The sequence below is a fragment of the Thermotoga maritima MSB8 genome, assembly GCF_000008545.1.
GTDB lineage: Bacteria > Thermotogota > Thermotogae > Thermotogales > Thermotogaceae > Thermotoga > Thermotoga maritima.
In genome coordinates this window covers 1,615,761-1,634,297 of the sequence record NC_000853.1, presented here as the reverse complement: position 1 = coordinate 1,634,297, position 18,537 = coordinate 1,615,761, and the positions used below count along the sequence as shown (strand labels likewise).

Annotated in this window: 17 protein-coding genes; 4 read left to right on the top strand and 13 right to left on the bottom strand. The window is 46.1% G+C overall.

Going from position 1 to position 18,537, the window contains the following annotated elements; genetic code table 11:
• Position 1 precedes the first annotated feature (1 nt).
• From nadA to tsaE, 13 genes are all read right to left on the bottom strand, one after another.
• Positions 2–898 carry a quinolinate synthase NadA gene (nadA, locus tag TM_RS08370; protein ID WP_004082140.1) on the bottom strand — a complete coding sequence of 299 codons (897 nt, stop codon included), beginning with the start codon at positions 896–898 and terminating at the stop codon, positions 2–4.
• Between the two features lie 12 nt (positions 899–910).
• Positions 911–1,636, bottom strand: coding sequence for an aspartate dehydrogenase (gene nadX, locus TM_RS08365; RefSeq protein WP_004082138.1), 726 nt, complete (start codon positions 1,634–1,636; stop codon positions 911–913).
• Positions 1,637–2,588: 952 nt separating this feature from the next.
• Positions 2,589–4,172: a bifunctional aspartate carbamoyltransferase catalytic subunit/aspartate carbamoyltransferase regulatory subunit gene (locus TM_RS08360; RefSeq protein WP_004082131.1), complete on the bottom strand. Its 1,584-nt coding sequence runs from the start codon at positions 4,170–4,172 to the stop codon at positions 2,589–2,591.
• 35 nt (positions 4,173–4,207) lie between these two features.
• A complete protein-coding gene (folA, locus tag TM_RS08355; RefSeq protein ID WP_004082129.1) occupies positions 4,208–4,717 on the bottom strand; it encodes a dihydrofolate reductase in 510 nt (169 codons plus the stop codon).
• A complete protein-coding gene (gene gltA, locus TM_RS08350; protein WP_004082125.1) occupies positions 4,705–6,111 on the bottom strand; it encodes an NADPH-dependent glutamate synthase in 1,407 nt (468 codons plus the stop codon). Before gltA ends, folA begins: the two co-directional genes overlap by 13 nt.
• Positions 6,108–6,941, bottom strand: a complete 834-nt coding sequence (locus tag TM_RS08345; protein WP_004082122.1) for a sulfide/dihydroorotate dehydrogenase-like FAD/NAD-binding protein — start codon at positions 6,939–6,941, stop codon at positions 6,108–6,110. Before TM_RS08345 ends, gltA begins: the two co-directional genes overlap by 4 nt.
• A complete protein-coding gene (locus TM_RS08340; RefSeq protein ID WP_004082120.1) occupies positions 6,925–7,548 on the bottom strand; it encodes an ABC transporter ATP-binding protein in 624 nt (207 codons plus the stop codon). The genes TM_RS08345 and TM_RS08340 overlap by 17 nt, the downstream gene beginning before the upstream one ends.
• A gap of 17 nt (positions 7,549–7,565) precedes the next feature.
• Positions 7,566–8,186 carry a HEAT repeat domain-containing protein gene (locus TM_RS08335; RefSeq protein WP_004082118.1) on the bottom strand — a complete coding sequence of 207 codons (621 nt, stop codon included), beginning with the start codon at positions 8,184–8,186 and terminating at the stop codon, positions 7,566–7,568.
• Positions 8,179–10,737, bottom strand: a complete 2,559-nt coding sequence (locus tag TM_RS08330; protein ID WP_004082116.1) for an AAA family ATPase — start codon at positions 10,735–10,737, stop codon at positions 8,179–8,181. Before TM_RS08330 ends, TM_RS08335 begins: the two co-directional genes overlap by 8 nt.
• Positions 10,727–11,884, bottom strand: coding sequence for an exonuclease SbcCD subunit D (locus tag TM_RS08325; RefSeq protein ID WP_010865373.1), 1,158 nt, complete (start codon positions 11,882–11,884; stop codon positions 10,727–10,729). Before TM_RS08325 ends, TM_RS08330 begins: the two co-directional genes overlap by 11 nt.
• Positions 11,877–12,263, bottom strand: coding sequence for a hypothetical protein (locus TM_RS08320; RefSeq protein WP_004082112.1), 387 nt, complete (start codon positions 12,261–12,263; stop codon positions 11,877–11,879). Before TM_RS08320 ends, TM_RS08325 begins: the two co-directional genes overlap by 8 nt.
• A complete protein-coding gene (gene lon, locus TM_RS08315) occupies positions 12,260–14,623 on the bottom strand; it encodes an endopeptidase La (protein ID WP_004082110.1) in 2,364 nt (787 codons plus the stop codon). Before lon ends, TM_RS08320 begins: the two co-directional genes overlap by 4 nt.
• Positions 14,577–15,062, bottom strand: coding sequence for a tRNA (adenosine(37)-N6)-threonylcarbamoyltransferase complex ATPase subunit type 1 TsaE (gene tsaE, locus TM_RS08310; RefSeq protein WP_004082108.1), 486 nt, complete (start codon positions 15,060–15,062; stop codon positions 14,577–14,579). The genes lon and tsaE overlap by 47 nt, the downstream gene beginning before the upstream one ends.
• A 62-nt stretch (positions 15,063–15,124) precedes the next feature.
• On the opposite strand from tsaE, the gene TM_RS08305 reads away from it, so the two are divergent.
• The 4 genes from TM_RS08305 to TM_RS08290 are packed head-to-tail and all read left to right on the top strand — an operon-like array spanning position 15,125 to position 18,507.
• On the top strand, positions 15,125–15,910 hold the full coding sequence (locus TM_RS08305; RefSeq protein ID WP_004082107.1) for a DUF72 domain-containing protein: 786 nt from the start codon (positions 15,125–15,127) through the stop codon (positions 15,908–15,910).
• Positions 15,907–16,209 carry a hypothetical protein gene (locus tag TM_RS08300; RefSeq protein ID WP_004082106.1) on the top strand — a complete coding sequence of 101 codons (303 nt, stop codon included), beginning with the start codon at positions 15,907–15,909 and terminating at the stop codon, positions 16,207–16,209. The genes TM_RS08305 and TM_RS08300 overlap by 4 nt, the downstream gene beginning before the upstream one ends.
• 11 nt (positions 16,210–16,220) lie before the next feature.
• Positions 16,221–17,558 (top strand): bifunctional UDP-N-acetylglucosamine diphosphorylase/glucosamine-1-phosphate N-acetyltransferase GlmU, encoded by a 1,338-nt coding sequence (gene glmU, locus TM_RS08295; protein ID WP_004082105.1) that lies wholly within the window; start codon positions 16,221–16,223, stop codon positions 17,556–17,558.
• A gap of 1 nt (position 17,559) precedes the next feature.
• Positions 17,560–18,507 carry a ribose-phosphate pyrophosphokinase gene (locus TM_RS08290; protein WP_004082104.1) on the top strand — a complete coding sequence of 316 codons (948 nt, stop codon included), beginning with the start codon at positions 17,560–17,562 and terminating at the stop codon, positions 18,505–18,507.
• Positions 18,508–18,537: the final 30 nt, after the last annotated feature.

Below are 18,537 nucleotides of genomic sequence, written 5' to 3'. Positions count from 1 at the left end.
ATCACCCCATGAGTTCGAACATTCGAAGGATCGGTTTCTTTGCCTTCTCGATCACTTCTTTTGGGAGAATTACCTCGAAAGATTCGGTCTGCAGAGCGTGGAGAGTGTTCTCCAGTGTGTTTTTCTTCATGTTCACACACACTGCCATCTCGAGTGGCACGAATTCTCTGTCAGGAAACTTTTTCTTCAGTTTGTGGATCATTCCTATCTCTGTTCCAATCACAAAGATCCTGGAAGGGTCTTTCTCTGGGATCTTTTCCATTTGTCCCGTGCTTCCCACGTAATCGGCTTTGTCTCTCACCGGTTTTGGACACTCTGGATGAACGATTACTTTGGCATCCGGATATTTCTTCCTTACAGCGTCGATGGATTCAGCGTTGAACTGATGGACTGGGCAGTGGCCATTCTCGGGTATCGTGATGACCTTCTTTCCTGTTTTTTCCGCGACGTACTCTCCAAGATTTCTATCCGGACCAAAGATGACCACACTGGAATCCAGTTTTTTCACGACTTCCACGGCGTTGGCAGACGTACAGATAACGTCGGCGAGCGTTTTGCATTCGGACGTACTGTTCACGTAGAGAACCACCGGTGCATCTGGGAATTTTTCTCTGTACTCTCTGATGATCTCCGGTGTCAAACGGTTCGCCATGGGACAGGTCGCGCTTCTGTCGGGGACGATCACTTTTTTGTCTGGATTCAGTATCTTGACCAGTTCCGCCATGAAATCTACCCCAAGAAACAGAATTTTCTTTTCTGAGAGCTCCATTGCCTTCCTTGCGAGCTGAAGGGAATCACCGACGAAATCGGCTATGTCCTGAAGCTCTGGAATCTGATAATTGTGCGCAAGAATGATGTAGCCTTTTTCTTTTTTCAGTTTGAGAATTTCATCCACCATGTTTTTTCCTCCTCATCCGAATATGATTTTTGATTCGAGATTTCTCAAGGTTCTGAGAATCGAATAGACTGTTAGCATACTTGTTTTTGGGTTTTCTGGTGATGGAATATTCTCTATTTTGAATTCGTAGTTTCCGATAGCGGAGGAGATTCTTACAATGTGGATGTTGTGATCCATGGCGGGATCTGCCACTATTGTTACCTTTACCTTTTCAAAGCCCACTATAAGGCCGATGGTCGACGCTACGTTGATGTTTCTTGGAAATAGTTTTGACGCTTCCTCAACACTTCCTTCGAACACGACTGTTTTACCTTTCAAATCCAGGCCGAGACTCTTTGGAGGTTTTATTGTTTCTATGCGGACGTTTTTGACGAAATCTTTGATGGAAGAGAGAACATCGAGACCGCCGATGGCACCGGATGGGAAAAAGACCCTGGCTGGTGAATTTTTCAATTCGCTGAAGAACCTTTCCCTGAAAACTTCGTCCGCGAAAGCGCTGGTGCTGATTATGATGTAGTTCACAGGGTTTTTCAGGATCTGAAGTGAGTATTCTTTAACGGCTTCTGGAGAAGCGCATTCGACAACCGTGCTGACGTCTGAAGGAACCTGGAATTCATCGAGGCGAACGACTCCCGGAATGTCTTTTGAAATCCTGTCGTAAGCGTAGATTTTCTCGAAATTTCCCAGTTCTACGAGTTTTTTCCCAATATTTCCCATTCCGATGATCAGAACAGTCATGCTCAACACCCCCAGAAATAAGTTTACACCTGCTGTAAACAAAAGACAAGTTGTTTTGATCAAAAGTCGCTGTAATATTAGTGTGAAAAATATTAATATCCAACAACATTATTTTATGCATACAAACCAGATTAGTTCCAATCATTCACAAAGTGGGTGATACGTGTATCTGGCACTGGAAGGTCGATACAGAGTATGCAATTACCGGTAACGAAAAATTTCATGCGGGTTTGTGGTACCGGAAGCTATGCGTTAAAAAGGGAATAATGGATGATATGAAGAGACAATATGAAGAGAATTTGTGGTAATCGATGACGTGTAAGTGATTTGAATTCAGGAAGTTAATAGTTAACTTCTAACACATTGAGGGAGACCTTCTTTCATCTATTTGTGAAATATAGAACTAATCGATTTTTACCAGAAACACCCCAAAATGCCCTGACGTAGGTTGATATAATTTATTTTCTGTTTTTTTGCTTGTGTTCTTTCGTTGTTGGACTATGCAATTATTCCATTTTTCCAAACAGTACTTGAAGGTGCTCTCTTGTATGTTAGAATGGTTTATGGAAAAAGAGAATATGGAAGTTCAAAAAACATCTTGCTTTCAGAGTGTGTTTGTGGTATAAATTCTCCTGAACTCAACGGGTTTCAATACTTCCTTAGAGGTATGGAAACATCGTGTAGAACTCGATGCTCATTCTTCAGACACAAGTTTCAATACTTCCTTAGAGGTATGGAAACACGAATATTCGACACTACCAGCGACAGGAACGTCTGTTTCAATACTTCCTTAGAGGTATGGAAACTGGGCTTCGAACAAGTAGTGATGGCACAACGCTTGTGTTTCAATACTTCCTTAGAGGTATGGAAACACCAACCGAGTCCAGATAAGCTTGGCTATAAAATAAAAAAGCAGGGGAAAATTCCCCTGCTTTCTTTTTTCGCAAATTTCTCAAATACTCCAGATCTCTTCGAAAGAATGCGGTGTTTCACAGTACTCGCATATGAACTGTCCTTTTTCGTTTCTCACAAAGGAAGGTGAAGCATTTTCACCGTGTGCGGGATTGGTGATACAGTTCTCGTTTTTGCATCGGAGCTCTTCGAATCCATAGATCGTTGGTGGAAGCTTTATTCTGTACTTTTCAACAACCGTGCTGTTTTTTATGATGTTGACCGTGGTGTTCGGAGAAATCGCCGAGAGTTTCTTTATTTCTTTCTTGGAGAGATAACGATCCGGCAGGCTGATGTAACCCTTGAAGCTTCCATCGCTCGACCGGAAAATACCATCCGCACTGTCCACATCGTAGAGTCTCAGAATTTTCCTTATTTTCAAAATTGTTGAGTAGATTTCCTCCGGTGTCTTTCCCTTGGCTATGTGGTCTATCACCGTTCCGTTTTCGATGGGTTTTATGCCTCTCTTTCCTTCCTTTTGAACCCCCTTTGATCCGTGTGTGATGGGAGCGGGGATTATGAAGTCTTCTTCTGGTTTTTCTTCTTTCTTCGAGGTATCGAAAGGTGCTTCCAGCGCTCCACCAAACATGGAAAGAAGCACGATCCTCACCCAGTAACCGTTCCTAGCCTGTGTTTCCCATCCGTTCAGAGGAAGTGTGTCCAGAAAGTTCGGTATCGTCGGATAAACCTTGTGCCTTGGAAGCGGATGATAGAACTTCACTCCTTCCGGCAGTGCGTCCAGATACTCTTTTTTGAAAGTGACTGCTTCTCTCAGAACATGAACCTTCTCGAGAATGTCTTCTCCCATTCTTTCGAGTTGAAGCCGTGTAAAGTACCAGATCTTTGCCACATCTTTCTGGTCGAGATACTCTCTGATCGAAGAGAAAATCCTGACCTCAAAACCGTTCTTTTTCATCTTCTCTACGTAATGCTCAGGCATCATGAGTTCTTCCGGTGCCACAAGATCCACCTTCACATTTTTGAATATCTTCAAGCCGTTCACTTTAGAATGAACCGTTCGGCCGTGAAGCAGGTCACCAACGAGTGCCACATGTATGAACGAGTTGTCAAAACCGTTCTGCTCGAGAAAGGTGTATTCATCCAGAAGTTCCTGTGTTGGATGCTCGTGCTTTCCGTCACCCGCGTTTATAAAAGAGGGTACTTCTATACCGTTCCTGCTTGCGAACTCTGATATTCTTCTTTCCAGGAGTCTGCAGACTCCCTCGAGTCTTGTTCTCACAACGAATATGGAGTAGTCGCTGTAGCCTGTGAGCATGGAGAAGGTGTCCGTGTAGCTCTCCTGTTTGTTGAAAGAGGAATGTTCCGAATCGAAAACGTTCACCTTCACGTTCGGGCCCGAGTGAAACTTCGCGGCGTTTATGAAGGATTCTTTCGTCCTCGTGCTTGGTTCAACGAAAACGATGTATATTCCAACGTTTCTCTTCTTTATCCTGAAATCCGATACATCCTCTCCGCTGTACCATCTCTGTTTGAGCTCCCTGGTTTTTTCATAGAGGAACATCTGCTCCTCCACGCTCAGATCTTCTATGACTGCGAGGGTTCTGCCGAGAAAATCCCGTTTCATTCACGATACCCCCTTCAGACAAAAAAATATCGCACCTAACGGTGCGATTTTTCTACAGAATATTTGAGAAAAAGTGTGCCTCTTTCGTTCAAACGCCTCATCTCCAGAAGTTTCAAAGGAAAGTAACCTTCGAACTCATCGAAAAAAGGTATTCCCTTTCCGAACACGTACGGTTCGACAGTGACGAAAAGCTCATCTACCAGTTTTTCTCTCAGAAATTCCGTGAACACGGTCTTTCCTCCTATGACAGCCACCCTTTCGTAGCCTTTTCCTTCGAGGAATTTTACCACATCCGCGGGTGAACCGTTGAAAAAAACGAGTGAAGGATTGTTGGAAGTTTTGGGTCTTCTTGTCAAAACAACGTTCAGTCTCTCTGGAAGAGGTCTTCCTATTTCCTCGAAGGTGATTCTTCCCATCACAACGTTTCCGATCTCTGTGGTGATTTTTCTGAAATTTTTTCTGTCCTCAAATGAGCTCCAGCTCTCAACAGAAGAGGCTATCTTTCCGGAGACGTCCATCGCAAGAACGAAAATCACTTTTGCCACGGATTCCATTCCCCCGTGAGGTAAGAGTGGATGAACTGCGCCGCTTTCTTTCCAGCTCCCATAGCCTTTATCACCGTCGCTGCACCCGTCACGATATCTCCACCTGCGAAGACGCCTTTCACGCTCGTTGCTCCTGTGTCCTCGTCTGCTTTGATGTATCCACGCTCATTCAGTTCCAAGCCTGGGAACTCAGAGAGAAGCACCCTGTTTGGACCCTGCCCTATGGCCTCTATCACCATGTCAACCTCGAGAACGAAATTGCTTCCCTCGATGGGAACGGGTCTTGGCCTTCCCGAACCGTCTGCTTCTTTCAGCTCCATCCTTACGCACTCCATGGCTTCCACGTTTCCGTTGGCGTCACCGATGTACCGTATCGGGAGGGTGAGCCACAGAAACTCGATTCCTTCCTCAAGTGCATGGTGGTATTCCTCTCTTCTGGCAGGCATCTCACGTTCCGTTCTCCTGTAGACAATGTACACCTTTTCGGCTCCCAATCTGAGAGCGCTTCTTGCCGCATCCATAGCAGTGTTTCCAGCTCCTATCACAGCTACCTTCTTTCCCACACGGATGGGTGTGTCGTACTCAGGAAAGAGATAGGCTTTCATGAGATTGACCCTCGTGAGAAACTCGTTTGCGGAGTATACCCCGTTCAGATTCGTTCCCGGAATTCCCATGAACTTCGGTGTCCCCGCACCGGTACCTATGAAGACGGCGTCGTACTCCGAAAGGAGCTCTTTCACCTTGACGGTCTTACCAACGACCGTGTTGAGGTGGAAGTTAACCCCGAGTTTCCTTATGTAGCTGACTTCTCTTTCGACGATCCTCTTTGGAAGACGAAACTCCGGAATTCCATACACGAGAACACCACCCGGTTTGTGAAAAGCTTCGAAGATGTCAACGTGGTATCCCATCTTCGCGAGATCCGCTGCGGCTGTCAGTCCCGCGGGACCTGAACCAACGACGGCGACTTTCTCCTTTTTTGACCCGGCCAGAGGTTTCACATCCTCCTCGAGGTTCTCAGCCGCCCAGTCCGCAACGAATCGTTCCAGTCTTCCGATCGCAACGGGTTCGCTGTCTTTCATCTTTCCCACGACACACCTCGACTCACACTGAACTTCCTGGGGACAGACTCTTCCACAGACTGCGGGAAGGTTGTTGTAGCTTTTGAGAATTCTGTAAGATTCCTCGAGTTTTCCATCTCTGAGTTTCCTTATGAAGCCGGGAATGTCGATTTCCACAGGACAGCCGGAGACGCACGGATGTGTGGGACACTGAAGACACCTCTGAGCCTCCTCCAAAGCCTCTTCGAGCGTGTAGCCGAGCGCCACTTCCTCGAAGTTCCTTCTCCTCGATTCCGGCGATTGTTCCTTCATCGGAGTTTTTCTGTTTTTCATTCTGATTCACCTGCCGTTTTCAAAAATCTTTCGTACGAGATCTTTTCCTGCTCTCTGTACTGTGCGAGTCTTTTCAGAAGTTCGTCCCAGTCCACTTCTTCCCCTCTGAACTCGGGGCCGTCCACACAGGCGAACTTTATCTGGCCAGAAACCGTGACCCTGCAGGCACCGCACATTCCCGTTCCGTCCACCATTATCGGGTTCAGAGAGACCCATATCGGAACGCCAAATTCTCTTGCTTTCAGCGTGCAGAATTTCATCATAATGGTGGGCCCAACAGCCCAGCAGATATCGAACTTTCTTTCCCTGAAGAGTTTATCCATCGCGTCCGTTACGACACCTTTCATTCCGGCGCTTCCGTCATCCGTCACAAGCAGAACATCAGATATCTCTTTGAATTCATCCACCATGATCAGGTAGTCTTTCGTTCTTGCACCGAGAACGGTTGTGATGTTGTTCCCTGCTTCTTTCAGCGCTTTCGCTATGGGATAGAGCGTTGCTATTCCCACTCCCCCACCCACGAGCAGGACGTTTCCGTAGTTTTCGATCTCACTCGGGTTCCCGAGGGGCCCCACCACATCGAGAATGGTGTCCCCCTCTTTCTTCAGAGAAAGCTCATGAGTGGTTTTTCCAACAACTTTCACGACCATCCTGAACAACCCTTCTTCAGGCTTTGTGTCTGCCACCGTTAGAGGAATTCGCTCTCCCTTTTCGTGGAGCCTTATCACAACGAACTGGCCCGGTCTTGCTTCTTTTGAAACAGAGGGTGAATGGATCCAGAAATCGAACACGTCTTCTGCGATTTTCACCTTCTTAACGATCTCGTTCAAAGCCGTCCCCCCCATTCTCACCGTTGATCACCAGAATTTCGTCGCAGAGTTCTTCGATGTCCTCCCTTATGTGAGAAGATATTATCACCGTGATTCCTTCTTCTTTAAGTCGTTTCAGTTTACTCCTGACGATGCTGGCTGATTCAACATCGAGACCGCTGGTCGGCTCGTCGAGGATCAGAAGTTCAGGGTTTCCAAATAGAGCTACTGCGAGAGCCGTTCTCTGTTTCACACCTTTTGAAGCGTTTCGAACAAGGGTTCCCATGAAAGGCTCCAGCATGAGCTCAGAGACAATGAAGTTTTCCATCTTCACCCCTCTGAGTCTGGAAAAGAAAAGAAGGTTCTCACGAACTGTGAGTTCTTCAAGCAGAGCAGGGAACTCGGGAACGAAGGCTATTCTCTTTCGAATGTACGACAGGTCCTTCAGCGCGTTTTTTTCGAAGAGAAAGAGTCTTCCTTCGTCCGGTTTCAGGATGGTGGCGAGTATCTTCAAAAGAGTGGTCTTCCCCGCGGAATTCTGTCCAACAATGCCGAGGGATTTTCCTTTCTCGAGAGAAAACGAAACTCCATCCAGAACCTTCTTCTTCTTCCCGTAGGATTTCTTCAAGTTTTCCGCGACTACAACTATAATCCCAGCTCCTTTCTTTCCTCATCGGTCACATACTTAGAAAGCTCCGGTTTTCTGTACAGAATCATCTCCACTGCCCTTCTGAAAAACTCCTTCTGATCTTCCGAAAACTCTTTGCTCTTCAGAGCCTTCAGGAGGATTCTCAGGGATCTCTCCGTTGGAATATTGGCAAGCACCATCGCCACCTGTTCGCAAAGTTCCTTTCTGTAGGCATCTTCGAACATCAGGTATTCCAGTTCCGGCAGGAAGACTTCCCCCTCTCCTATTTTAGCGAGTGCTTCGTATATGATGAGAAGTGCTTCTTCCGAGTCGTACTTTTCCATGAGTTCGTAAAGAACGTTCTTCATTCTTTTCTCACCGAGATCTCCGAGTATATCGATTATGTAGAGATTCGTGATGTCGTTCTTCTCGAAACCTCTTTCCCTTCTCTTTTGAATTTCGTTGAAGAGAAACTCCCTTGCCCGATCACCGAGTCTGTAGAAAACTTCAGAAACGATTTCTTTCACTTCCGGGTCTTCGTCCTCCAGAAGCTCCAGCAGTTTCGGAAACGCTTCCTCTCCCTTTTCACTCACGATTCTCTCTATCAGTTCCTCTTTCTTTCTCTTTTCGTCACTCATTCACCACAACTCCTCCCGTTATTCTCAGCTTCCTGTCGAAAGCCTCCGAGAACTCCCTGTCGTGCGTGATGAAAACGATCACCTTGTTCAATCTTTCGAGTTCCTTCAAAACGGAAGCGATCTTCTCTTTGTTCTCCGTGTCGAGACTGGAAAACCCTTCATCGATGAAGAACGCGTCCAGTCTGCCGGAGGCCACCTCCGCAAGGGACATGGCAAGAGATATGGAAATGAGAGCTCTTTCCCCACCGGAAAGTCCCCTCGCTGGTCTTTCGATACCCCAATCTTTTATGATAAAACCACCTTTTTCGTCGTCAAAATCTATGTCGAACCTTCCGTTCGTCAGAATGTCGAGATATGCCTTCGTTCTTTTCAGGACCGCTTCGAGAACTCTCCCTGTGAAGTATCTCGAGAAGTTGCTTTTATCGAACAGATATTTCCTCAGAAGATCCAGATTGTTGTATTCATCGCTCATCTCTTTTAGTTTCTTCTCCAGACTCTTCAACTCTCGCTCTCTTCTGAGTGTTTCTTCGATGAGATGATTGAGCCGTCCTTCTTTTCTCTCAAGATCCGATATTTCCTGTGAGAGAGCTTCCAGTTGATTTCGAACCTTTTCGTAATCTTCACTCACATCTCGAACATTCTCTGATTCGAGCTCCTTCAGGCTTTCCTCAAGAAGCCTGATCTCCGTCTCTACAACTCCCAATTCTTTTTCCGCGTCCTTTACTTCCTCTTTGACGAGGATCCTGAACTCTTCGAAGCCGATCCCTATCTTCCTTAAACGATCGAAGAAATCACTTTTCAACTGGTCCATCTCTTCGCGCTGTTCTTTCAGAGTTTCCCTTTTGGCTTCGATCTCTCCTTTTATTTCTTTCAGCTGGTTTTCGATCTGTGAAATCTGAACGTCGGCCGCTGTGATCTTTTGGGAAATAGAATGCCTCTCTTCTTCTATTTTTCTGAGCTTTTTTCTTTTTTCATCCAGTTTTTCCTCCAGATCTTCCGAATAACCCAATCTGTGCAGTTCTTCTTCGATTTTTTCGATCTGATTTCGAATGCTCTTCAGATTTTTCTTCCCCTCTTCGATTTTCATCAGAAGATCCTCTATGAGGCTGGAAAGGCTTTTCTTTCTCTCTTTCAGAACGTTCAAGGTGTTTTCCAGTTCGCTTCTTTTTTGATCGAGCTTCTCGAATTCATCGATGTTGAATTCGACGGCTTCCACTTTTCCATGGAACACTCCACCGCATACAGGACAAGTATCACCTTCGTTCAGACTGGAAGCTATCTGATAGGCCAGCCATTTCATGTGGTCTTTCTTCAAAATCGAAAGTTCATCGAGTAGTTTTTCCAGCTCATTCTTCGTTTCATTCTCTGTCTTTTCAATAGAAAGCAGTTCTTTTTCCCTCTTTTCTTTTTCTCCAACGAGTCTTCTGAACTCTTCCTCGAGCCTCGTGAGATTTTCTTTCAATCTTATTCTTTGCTCAAGAAGCGGCCGAGAGGCCTTCAAGACCTTTTCAAGAAGATCCAGCTCTTCTTTGATCTTCTCTCCTATCTCCTCCAGCTTGGAAAGTCTTTCCCTGTGAACAGGGATTTCTTTTGAGATCGCTTCCTTCTCACTTTCGAGTTCTTTGTATCTCTTTTCCCTGCTGTTCAGCTCCTGTGAGAACCTCTCAAATTCCCTCTGCCTGAGATAGATTTCTCGAAAGAGCGGCTCCAGTTCTTTCGCTTTTTTCACCTTCTGTTCGTAGATCACTTCTTTTTGCAATTCGTTCCTTCTCAGAGAAAGCACCCTGAGCCTCTCTTTCTTTTTCACGAGTTCCCGATATTTTTCAAGAAGCCTCTTGAGCTGCTCTTCTTCTTTCTGGAGTTCTTCTCTTTTTTTGAGAAGTTCTTTCTTTTTCTCCGAGACGGTTTTCAGCTCGCTCTTCAGAACTTCCAGATCGTTCTCTTCCAGATATTTCCAGATAGCGGTGTAGAGAGCTTGCAATGAGGATATCTCGTTCTCCAGCTTTTTCATTTTCTCTTTGAGGAGTTTTTCCAGCTTTTCGAGTGTTTCTTTGCTTTGGAAAACATCGGAGATGATCTCGGTGATCTCCGATGGAGGAGAAATCAAAAGCTTGTCTATTTCCCCCTGTGGGAGGAAAACCGTTCTTATGAAGGTTCTGTGTTCTATTCCCAGAATTTTTTCCACTTCCTGCTTAACACTGGTAGGTTTTGCAGCTATGGCCGCTTTCTTTCCGTTTTCCAGTATCTCGGAGAGCTTCGCGTTGTGTTTTCTCTGCAGGGCATTTATCTCTCTTATGATTTCGTATCTTTTCCCTCCACGTTCGAATTGAAACACGAGACGGGCAGTTCCATCGACGGCGTTCCTGTTCACGTAATCGTACGAGTTGGGATACCTTATCCCGTTCCCGAAAAGTGCGAAAGAAATGGCTTCGAAGAGGGACGACTTCCCTGCACCGTTAGGACCCTCTACAACCGTTATTCCGCTCTGGAACTCTATATCGACGTTTTTCAGTCCGAGAAAGTTTCTAACGGTGAGTCTTTCAGGCCTCACTCTTTTTCACCTCATCGAGAAGCTCATCCAGGATTTTCAACAGCTTTTCGTGGTTTTCTTCTCTCTTCTTCAAATACTCCTTGAAGAGTTCGAAATAATCAAGCTTGTCCAGTTCTTCTTTGAACTCTTCCGGGCTTTCTCGAAGCACCTCCTCTATCTCTCTTCTTGACTTTCTCTCTATCTTCACCAGATTATCTATCTCTCCCATCAGGTCGGGAAGAATACCGGAGTCTTCTTCATAAACCACCCTCACGTAACCAGGAAAATTCCTGCAGAAATCCCTTATGCTTTTCAAGGCAGAGGTGTCTATCTTTTTGTAGTAGAGAGTTTTCAACGGAAGAGGGGAGGCGTCTATTCTTTCATACCTGGGCGGTTCTCCTCTTTTCAGCTCAACAAAGACCGCTCCCTTTTCGTCCGCTTCTTCTCCGAAATCTATCCTTATGAGAGAGCCAGGGTATATGGTGAGAGGTTGCTTCTGAATCTCTCGAAAACTATGAATGTGCCCGAGCGCAGCGTAATCAACCACCGACGGAATCAACGCTCTGTTTATGATGATCTCTCTTCCTTGCTCGATTCCAGCGTAACCCGCGAGCCCTTCAACAGTGAAGTGACCCATGAAGATAGCGAAATCTTCCTTCTTCAGCGCTTCTTCGTAAAGTTTATTGAGTCTGGATTCGAGGAAGAACCGGAAGTCTCCCTCGTTTTTTCTCAAAGCTTCCGACTCGTCAGGATATGGAAAGGGAAGAATTCTCACCTTCTGGCCCCGTTTGGCTTCTACATCCACAGGTTCGAAAGACATGACAAAGGTTATGTCGCTTGAGATCGATGTTACGAAGTTTCCGAAGAGTTTCAACCCCTTCCAATCGTGGTTTCCTGGAAGTACAACCACAGGAGCTGTTCTCATCATCCTCTTCAGATAATCCAGAAGATCGTGCAGAGCGACGACTGAGGGATTGTTCCTCGAGTGAAGAAGATCACCCGTTAAAAGAATCAGATCGACCTCTCTCTTTTCGGCTTCTTCGACTACTTTATCGAGCGCTTTCTTCAGTTCTTCACGTCTATCTACTGGACGCGAACTGGTCCACGAGGTGACACCGAGGTGCCAGTCGGATGTGTGGAGTATTTTGAGCTCCTTCAAATTAATCACCCGCCAGCTTTTTCCTGCATTCTTCCAGATAAAAACTGGCTATTTTCTTTATCTCCTCGTTGTCAGAGAGATTCAAAGCTTTCTCAAAGAAAACAAGGGCTTCTCCATAGTTGGCAGTCTCGAACAGATCCTTTCCTTCAGCGATGAGAGACCTGGCCTTCTTTTCTTTCAGAAGTTCCATTCCTTCTATTTTCAATCCCTCTTTCTTCACGTAGTTTTCAAAATTCTCATAATCGGAGAAAATGTAAAGCTCGTATGCTTTCAACGTTTTTTCCATACGGGTGAGCTTCACGGCAAGATTTCTGTAGGAAAAATATGTGAGCATAAAAAGAACCGCGAAGACTGTCAGAATGATCACGTAGAATATGTCTCTCTTCACCTCACAATGGCCTCCTTGAGAACTTCCTGTATTTCACTACAGTAAACGATCTCCATCCCGTTCAGATATTCCTTCGGTATCTTTTCCACGTCTGGTCTGTTTCTCGAAGGAAGGATTACTTTTTTTATGCCGGCTCTCTTTGCCGCGAGCAATTTCTCTTTTATCCCTCCCACCGGGAGTATTTTACCCCTCAACGTGATCTCACCCGTCATGGCTACATCCCTTCTGACTTTTTTACCGGTGACGGCAGAGTACAGGGCCACTGTGATCGTTATGCCGGCGGAGGGGCCATCCTTTGGAACGGCTCCTTCTGGAACGTGGATGTGGATGTCGTTCTTCTCGAAGACCTCTCTGCATTCTTCTCCACACATCTTCCTGACCACACTGAGGGCTATTCTGGCAGATTCTTTCATCACGTCACCCATGTTTCCTGTTAAAATGAGGTTGCCTCTTCCTGGAAGCAGCAGACTCTCTACGATGAGAACACTTCCACCAACTGGAGTCCAGGCAAGACCTGTGACCGCTCCCACTGTGTCTTCTTCCAAAATCTCCTCCTCCCTGAAAACAGGAGGCCCGAGCAGTTCTTCGACATCTTTAGTGGTTATTTTGAAAGACTTCTTCTCGCCCTTCACAAGACTTTTTCTTATCACCTTTTCTATGACTCTCTCGAGATTTCTCACACCCGCTTCTTTTGTGTACTCCCTGATGATCTTTTTGATCGCTCCAGGAGTAAACATCACCTTTGACAGACCATAAGACCGTGCAATCTTCGGTATTATGTAGTCCCTGGCTATGTGGTACTTCTCTGGATCCGAGTACCCGGGTATCTCTATGATCTCCATTCTGTCTCTCAGTGCGGGAGGAATGGTGTGGAGCACGTTCGCAGTTGTAATGAACAGCACCTGAGAGAGATCGAAGGGTACTTCGAGATAGTGATCGACGAAATCCTTGTTCTGTTCGGGATCGAGAACTTCGAGCAAAGCAGACGCCGGATCACCCTGAAAACTGATCCCCATCTTGTCCACTTCGTCGAGCAGAATAACAGGATTCTTCGTTCCCAGCCTTCTTATGATCTGTATGATTCTTCCCGGAAGCGCACCCACATAAGTGCGTCTGTGTCCCTTTATTTCCGCCTCGTCTCTGAGACCTCCAAGGGACATTCTTCCAAACTTCCTTCCCATCGCTTCCGCTATGGTTCTGCCTAGCGACGTCTTCCCCACTCCTGGAGGCCCCACAAGACAGAGAATGGGAGCCTTGAGATTCTTTGAAAACTTCCTGGCCACGAGATACTCCAGTATTCTCTCCTTGACTTCTCCGAGCCCGTAATGGTTCTTATCCAGGATCTTCCTCGCCTCTTTTATGTCGAGTCTATCCTCGGTAGCAACGTTCCAGGGAAGGTTCAGAAGCCAGTCGAGATAGGTCCTGACAACCGTCGCCTCGGCGCTGTAGGGCGACATCTTCTCGAGCCTCTGAATCTCTTTGTAGGCCTTTTCCTTCACGTAGTCCGGGTAATCACCTTTTTCTACCTTCTCGTAGAGTTCCTTGATCTCCAGCTCCTCTTCCACTCCGAGTTCTTCTTTTATAGCTCTGAGCTTTTCGCGGAGCACGTATTCTCTCTGGGTCTTCTCTATTCTGTCTTTCACTTTTTTCTCAATTTCCTCTTCTATCTCGAGAATCTCGATTTCCTTCACCAGTATTGAGAGTATCTTCTCGAGACGTTCAAGCGGATGAACCGTCTCGAGGAGTTCCTGCTTCGTCTCCAGAGGAACAGGAAGAATCGAAGCAACGAAGTCTGCCAGTTTGTCCGGATCCTGCATTTCTTTAAGGGTAACGAGCGTCTCCTGAGGGAACCTGTGGGTCAGATTGAAATATCTGACTGCCTTGTCTTTGACGCTTCTCATAAGTGCTTCGAGTTTCTTCGTTTTTCTGTATTTCACCTTCAGTATTTTTATCTTCGTGAGGAAGAAAGGATCAGTCGAGACGAATTCCTCTATTTGAGCTCTCTCCAGCCCTTCCACGAGCACCTTGAACGTGTCATCTGGAAGCTTCATTATCTGAAGCACCTTCACGACCGTTCCTACTTTGTAGAGATCTTCCGGTTCTGGTATCTCAACGGATGGATCTTTCTGATTGACCACCAGAAGAAGTCTGTTGTACTTTTCCATGGCTTCTTCGAGCGCTATGAGAGAGCCGGTCCTTCCCACGTAAAAAGGAACAACGGTGTTTGGAAAGACTCCCATTCCGTTTCTCAAAGGAATACACGGCAAGCTGTCAGGTATCTCCAGCTCTTTTTCCTGCTGACTGGCGTATTTCTCAAGTATTTTGAAGCTCTTTTCGGTATCTTTCGATTTTTTCGACAAGAAAGTTCACCTCCTCGGGTATAAGGATCTCCACGTTTCTGTGACTCTCGTCCGCTATTTCTATCTTCACCTTTATCGAGTCCTCAGGCCAGAATCCATCGAACAGATCTCCCCATTCTACCACCATGATTCCGTCTTCGTCCTCCAGTATGTCTTCAACATCGAGACTGAGAAAGTCCGTGTCTTGAAGTCTGTAAAGATCGAGGTGGTATATTGTTTTCAAACCTGGATAAACATTCATGAGGGTGAAAGTAGGACTTTTCACCATTTTTTCATCGAGACCTATCGCTCTGATCATGCCCTTCACAAACGTTGTTTTTCCAGCTCCGAGATTTCCGGAGAGGATCACCACCTCTCCGCCCTTGAGATTCTCAGTGAGAATTTTTGCGAGTCTTTTCAACTGTTCTTCGGTCAAATTTTCAAACCGTAAATGTCTCATTTTCTGTTCCTCCACAGTGTTGTACAATACATATTGAATCCCTCCGGAAGGAGACACAACGAATGGTTTACGTGGGAACGAGCGGTTTTTCCTTTGAAGATTGGAAGGGAGTGGTGTACCCCGAACATTTGAAACCTTCCCAGTTTCTGAAGTACTACTGGGCGGTGCTTGGATTCAGAATCGTGGAATTGAATTTCACTTATTACACACAACCATCGTGGCGCTCCTTTGTTCAGATGTTGAGAAAGACCCCTCCCGATTTCTATTTTACCGTAAAGACCCCAGGAAGCGTCACACACGTTCTCTGGAAAGAGGGAAAAGATCCGAAAGAGGACATGGAAAATTTCACACGTCAAATAGAGCCTCTAATAGAAGAACAAAGACTAAAGATGACTTTAGCACAGTTTCCATTTTCTTTCAAATTCTCCAGAAAAAACGTGGAGTATCTTGAAAAACTGAGAGAAAGCTACCCGTACGAACTCGCTGTGGAGTTCAGACACTACTCCTGGGACAGAGAAGAAACATATGAATTCTTGAGAAATCATGGTATAACCTTTGTAGTGGTGGACGAACCGAAGCTTCCCGGATTGTTCCCTTATCGACCCATAACAACAACTGATTACGCCTACTTCAGATTTCATGGAAGGAACGAAAGATGGTTCGAGGCCGAAGGGGAAGAAAGGTACGATTACCTCTACAGCGAGGAAGAACTGAAAACTCTTTTTGAAGATGTTGTAGAACTTTCACGAAGAGTGAAGGAAACTTATGTCTTCTTCAACAACTGTTACAAAGGTCAGGCGGCAATAAACGCCTTGCAGTTCAAGAAGATGCTGGAGGAGAGAGTGTGAGCGTTCTGGATGAGATTCTCAGTGTTCTCGAAGAAACCCAAGAAGATCTCTTTGATCTTGTCGGAAAACACATACACCAGCTCAGAAAGAAGTATTCAGACGCAGAAATAAACGAAGCGCTCCGGATGATACTGTTTGCCATGGAGATTTCTCAGAAACCCATAATCCACCGTGTTTTTGAAGATTATCCGAGAGAAAAAAGGATTTTCGTGGAGGAAGATCTGACCAGAGAGGAAATGGAACTCTTCCTGAAAGGGGAAATGAACGAGCTCGATCTCGAAGAGAAAAACTGGTTTTAAGAGGTGAAAGTATGAGAGCCCTCGTTCTCGCAGCGGGAAAGGGTACGAGGATGAAATCAAAGATTCCAAAAGTGTTACACCCACTCTCTGGAAGGCCCATGATAGAGTGGGTGATCGAAACAGCTGGGAAAGTAGCGCAGAAAGTTGGTGTTGTCCTCGGTTTTGAAGCGGAATTGGTCAGAAAAGCTCTTCCGGAATGGGTAGATGTCTTCGTTCAGGGAGAACAGCTGGGCACCGCACACGCTGTGATGTGTGCAAAAGACTTCATCGAACCGGGAGATGACGTTTTGATCCTCTACGGGGACGTTCCTCTCATAAGCGAAAACACCTTGAAAAGAATGATCGAAGAACACAGAAAAGGTGCAGATGTGACCATCTTGGTGGCTGACCTCGAAGACCCATCCGGGTACGGTAGAGTCATACAAGACGGAGACAAATACAGAATAATAGAGGACACAGACCTGCCAGAAGAATTGAAGAGTGTAACAACAATCAACACCGGATTTTACGTGTTCTCCGGTGATTTTCTTTTAAGAGCACTCCCGGAGATAAAGAACGAGAACGCGAAAGGAGAGTACTATCTCACGGATGCGGTCAATTTCGCCGAAAAAGTGAGGGTTGTAAGAACGGACGATCTACTCGAAATAACGGGAGTGAACACCAGAAAGACTCTTGTCTGGCTCGAGGAACAGCTCAGAATGAGAAAAATAGAAGAGCTTTTGGAAAACGGTGTTACCATCTTAGATCCAGCCACCACCTACATTCACTACTCCGTCGAAATCGGCATGGACACGGTTATTTACCCCATGACTTTCATAGAAGGCAAGAGCCGTGTGGGAGAAAACTGCGAGATAGGACCCATGACGAGAATAGTCGACTGTGAGATAGGAAACAACGTGAAGATCACAAGATCTGAATGTTTCAAGAGTGTGATAGAAGACGATGTCTCCGTTGGTCCATTTGCGAGGCTGAGAGAAGGAACGATTTTGAAGAAATCTTCAAAAATTGGAAACTTCGTTGAAATCAAAAAAAGTACAATTGGAGAGGGAACCAAGGCTCAACACCTCAGTTACATAGGAGACGCGTTCGTCGGAAAAAATGTGAACGTAGGCGCAGGGACAATCACCTGTAATTACGATGGTAAGAAAAAGAATCCCACCTTCATTGAAGATGGAGCATTCATAGGAAGCAACTCATCTCTGGTGGCACCCGTTCGCATTGGGAAAGGAGCTCTGATAGGAGCGGGATCGGTGATAACAGAGGACGTTCCACCGTATTCCCTCGGTCTGGGTAGAGCGAGGCAGGTTGTGAAAGAAGGGTGGGTATTGAAAAAGAGAAAGGAGGAATGATATGTCTTTCTCAAACGAAATGAAAGTTTTTTCTGGGAACGCCAACAGACCTCTGGCTGAGAAGATAGCGAATTACCTCAACCTTCAACTCGGTGACTGTGAGGTCGGAAGATTCGCCGACGGAGAGATAAACGTCCGCATAAACGAAACAGTGAGGGGACACGATATCTTTCTCATTCAGCCCACCTCGCCTCCGGTGAACGAGAACCTCATGGAACTTCTCATAATGATCGACGCGTTCAAGCGGGCATCAGCCAACACCATCGCCGTCGTGATTCCCTACTACGGATACGCGAGACAGGATAGGAAGGCAAAGGGAAGGGATCCTATCAGTGCCAAGCTGGTTGCAAACCTCATCACCGTGGCTGGAGCAACCCGCGTTCTGACGGTGGATCTCCACGCGGAACAGATACAGGGGTTCTTCGACATTCCCGTTGACAATCTCTGGAGCTACCCCGTCTTCGCAGAGGAACTCCTCAAAAGAGAAAACATCGTCCCTGAGGAAACAGTGGTTGTGTCACCAGATGTTGGTGGTGTGAGAAGGGCAAGGAGAATGGCCGAAAGACTCGGGACATCGCTTGCAATTCTCGATAAAAGAAGACCAAGTGACAACGTCGCGGAAGTGGTCAACATAATAGGAGAAGTCGAAGATAAAGTGGTTATTATGTTCGATGATATAATAGATACTGCTCACTCTATAGTGAAGGGTGCAGAAGCACTGAAAAACGCGGGTGCAAAGAGGATCATAGCCTGTGCAACGCACGGTGTCTTTTCCGATAGAGCTCTGGAAAGAATAGAAAATTCCTCGATAGACACCGTATACATAACCGACACGATATATCACGAGAATCTTCCAGAAAAGGTTAAGGTGATCTCGGTAGCGAATCTCATAGGAGAAGCCATCATGCGAATAAGAAAACATCTGTCTGTGAGCACGCTCTTCAGATGACAATGCGAAGACCTACGGGAGGGAGAAAAG

Excerpts from the sequence above, each read along its gene's own strand:
- nadA (WP_004082140.1), bottom strand. The coding sequence starts at position 898 with ATGGTGGATGAAATTCTCAAACTGAAAAAAGAAAAAGGCTACATCATT.
- nadX (WP_004082138.1), bottom strand. The coding sequence starts at position 1,636 with ATGACTGTTCTGATCATCGGAATGGGAAATATTGGGAAAAAACTCGTA.
- TM_RS08360 (WP_004082131.1), bottom strand. The coding sequence starts at position 4,172 with ATGAAACGGGATTTTCTCGGCAGAACCCTCGCAGTCATAGAAGATCTG.
- gltA (WP_004082125.1), bottom strand. The coding sequence starts at position 6,111 with ATGAAAAACAGAAAAACTCCGATGAAGGAACAATCGCCGGAATCGAGG.
- TM_RS08335 (WP_004082118.1), bottom strand. The coding sequence starts at position 8,186 with ATGAGTGACGAAAAGAGAAAGAAAGAGGAACTGATAGAGAGAATCGTG.
- tsaE (WP_004082108.1), bottom strand. The coding sequence starts at position 15,062 with ATGAGACATTTACGGTTTGAAAATTTGACCGAAGAACAGTTGAAAAGA.
- TM_RS08305 (WP_004082107.1), top strand. The coding sequence starts at position 15,125 with ATGGTTTACGTGGGAACGAGCGGTTTTTCCTTTGAAGATTGGAAGGGA.
- glmU (WP_004082105.1), top strand. The coding sequence starts at position 16,221 with ATGAGAGCCCTCGTTCTCGCAGCGGGAAAGGGTACGAGGATGAAATCA.
- TM_RS08290 (WP_004082104.1), top strand. The coding sequence starts at position 17,560 with ATGTCTTTCTCAAACGAAATGAAAGTTTTTTCTGGGAACGCCAACAGA.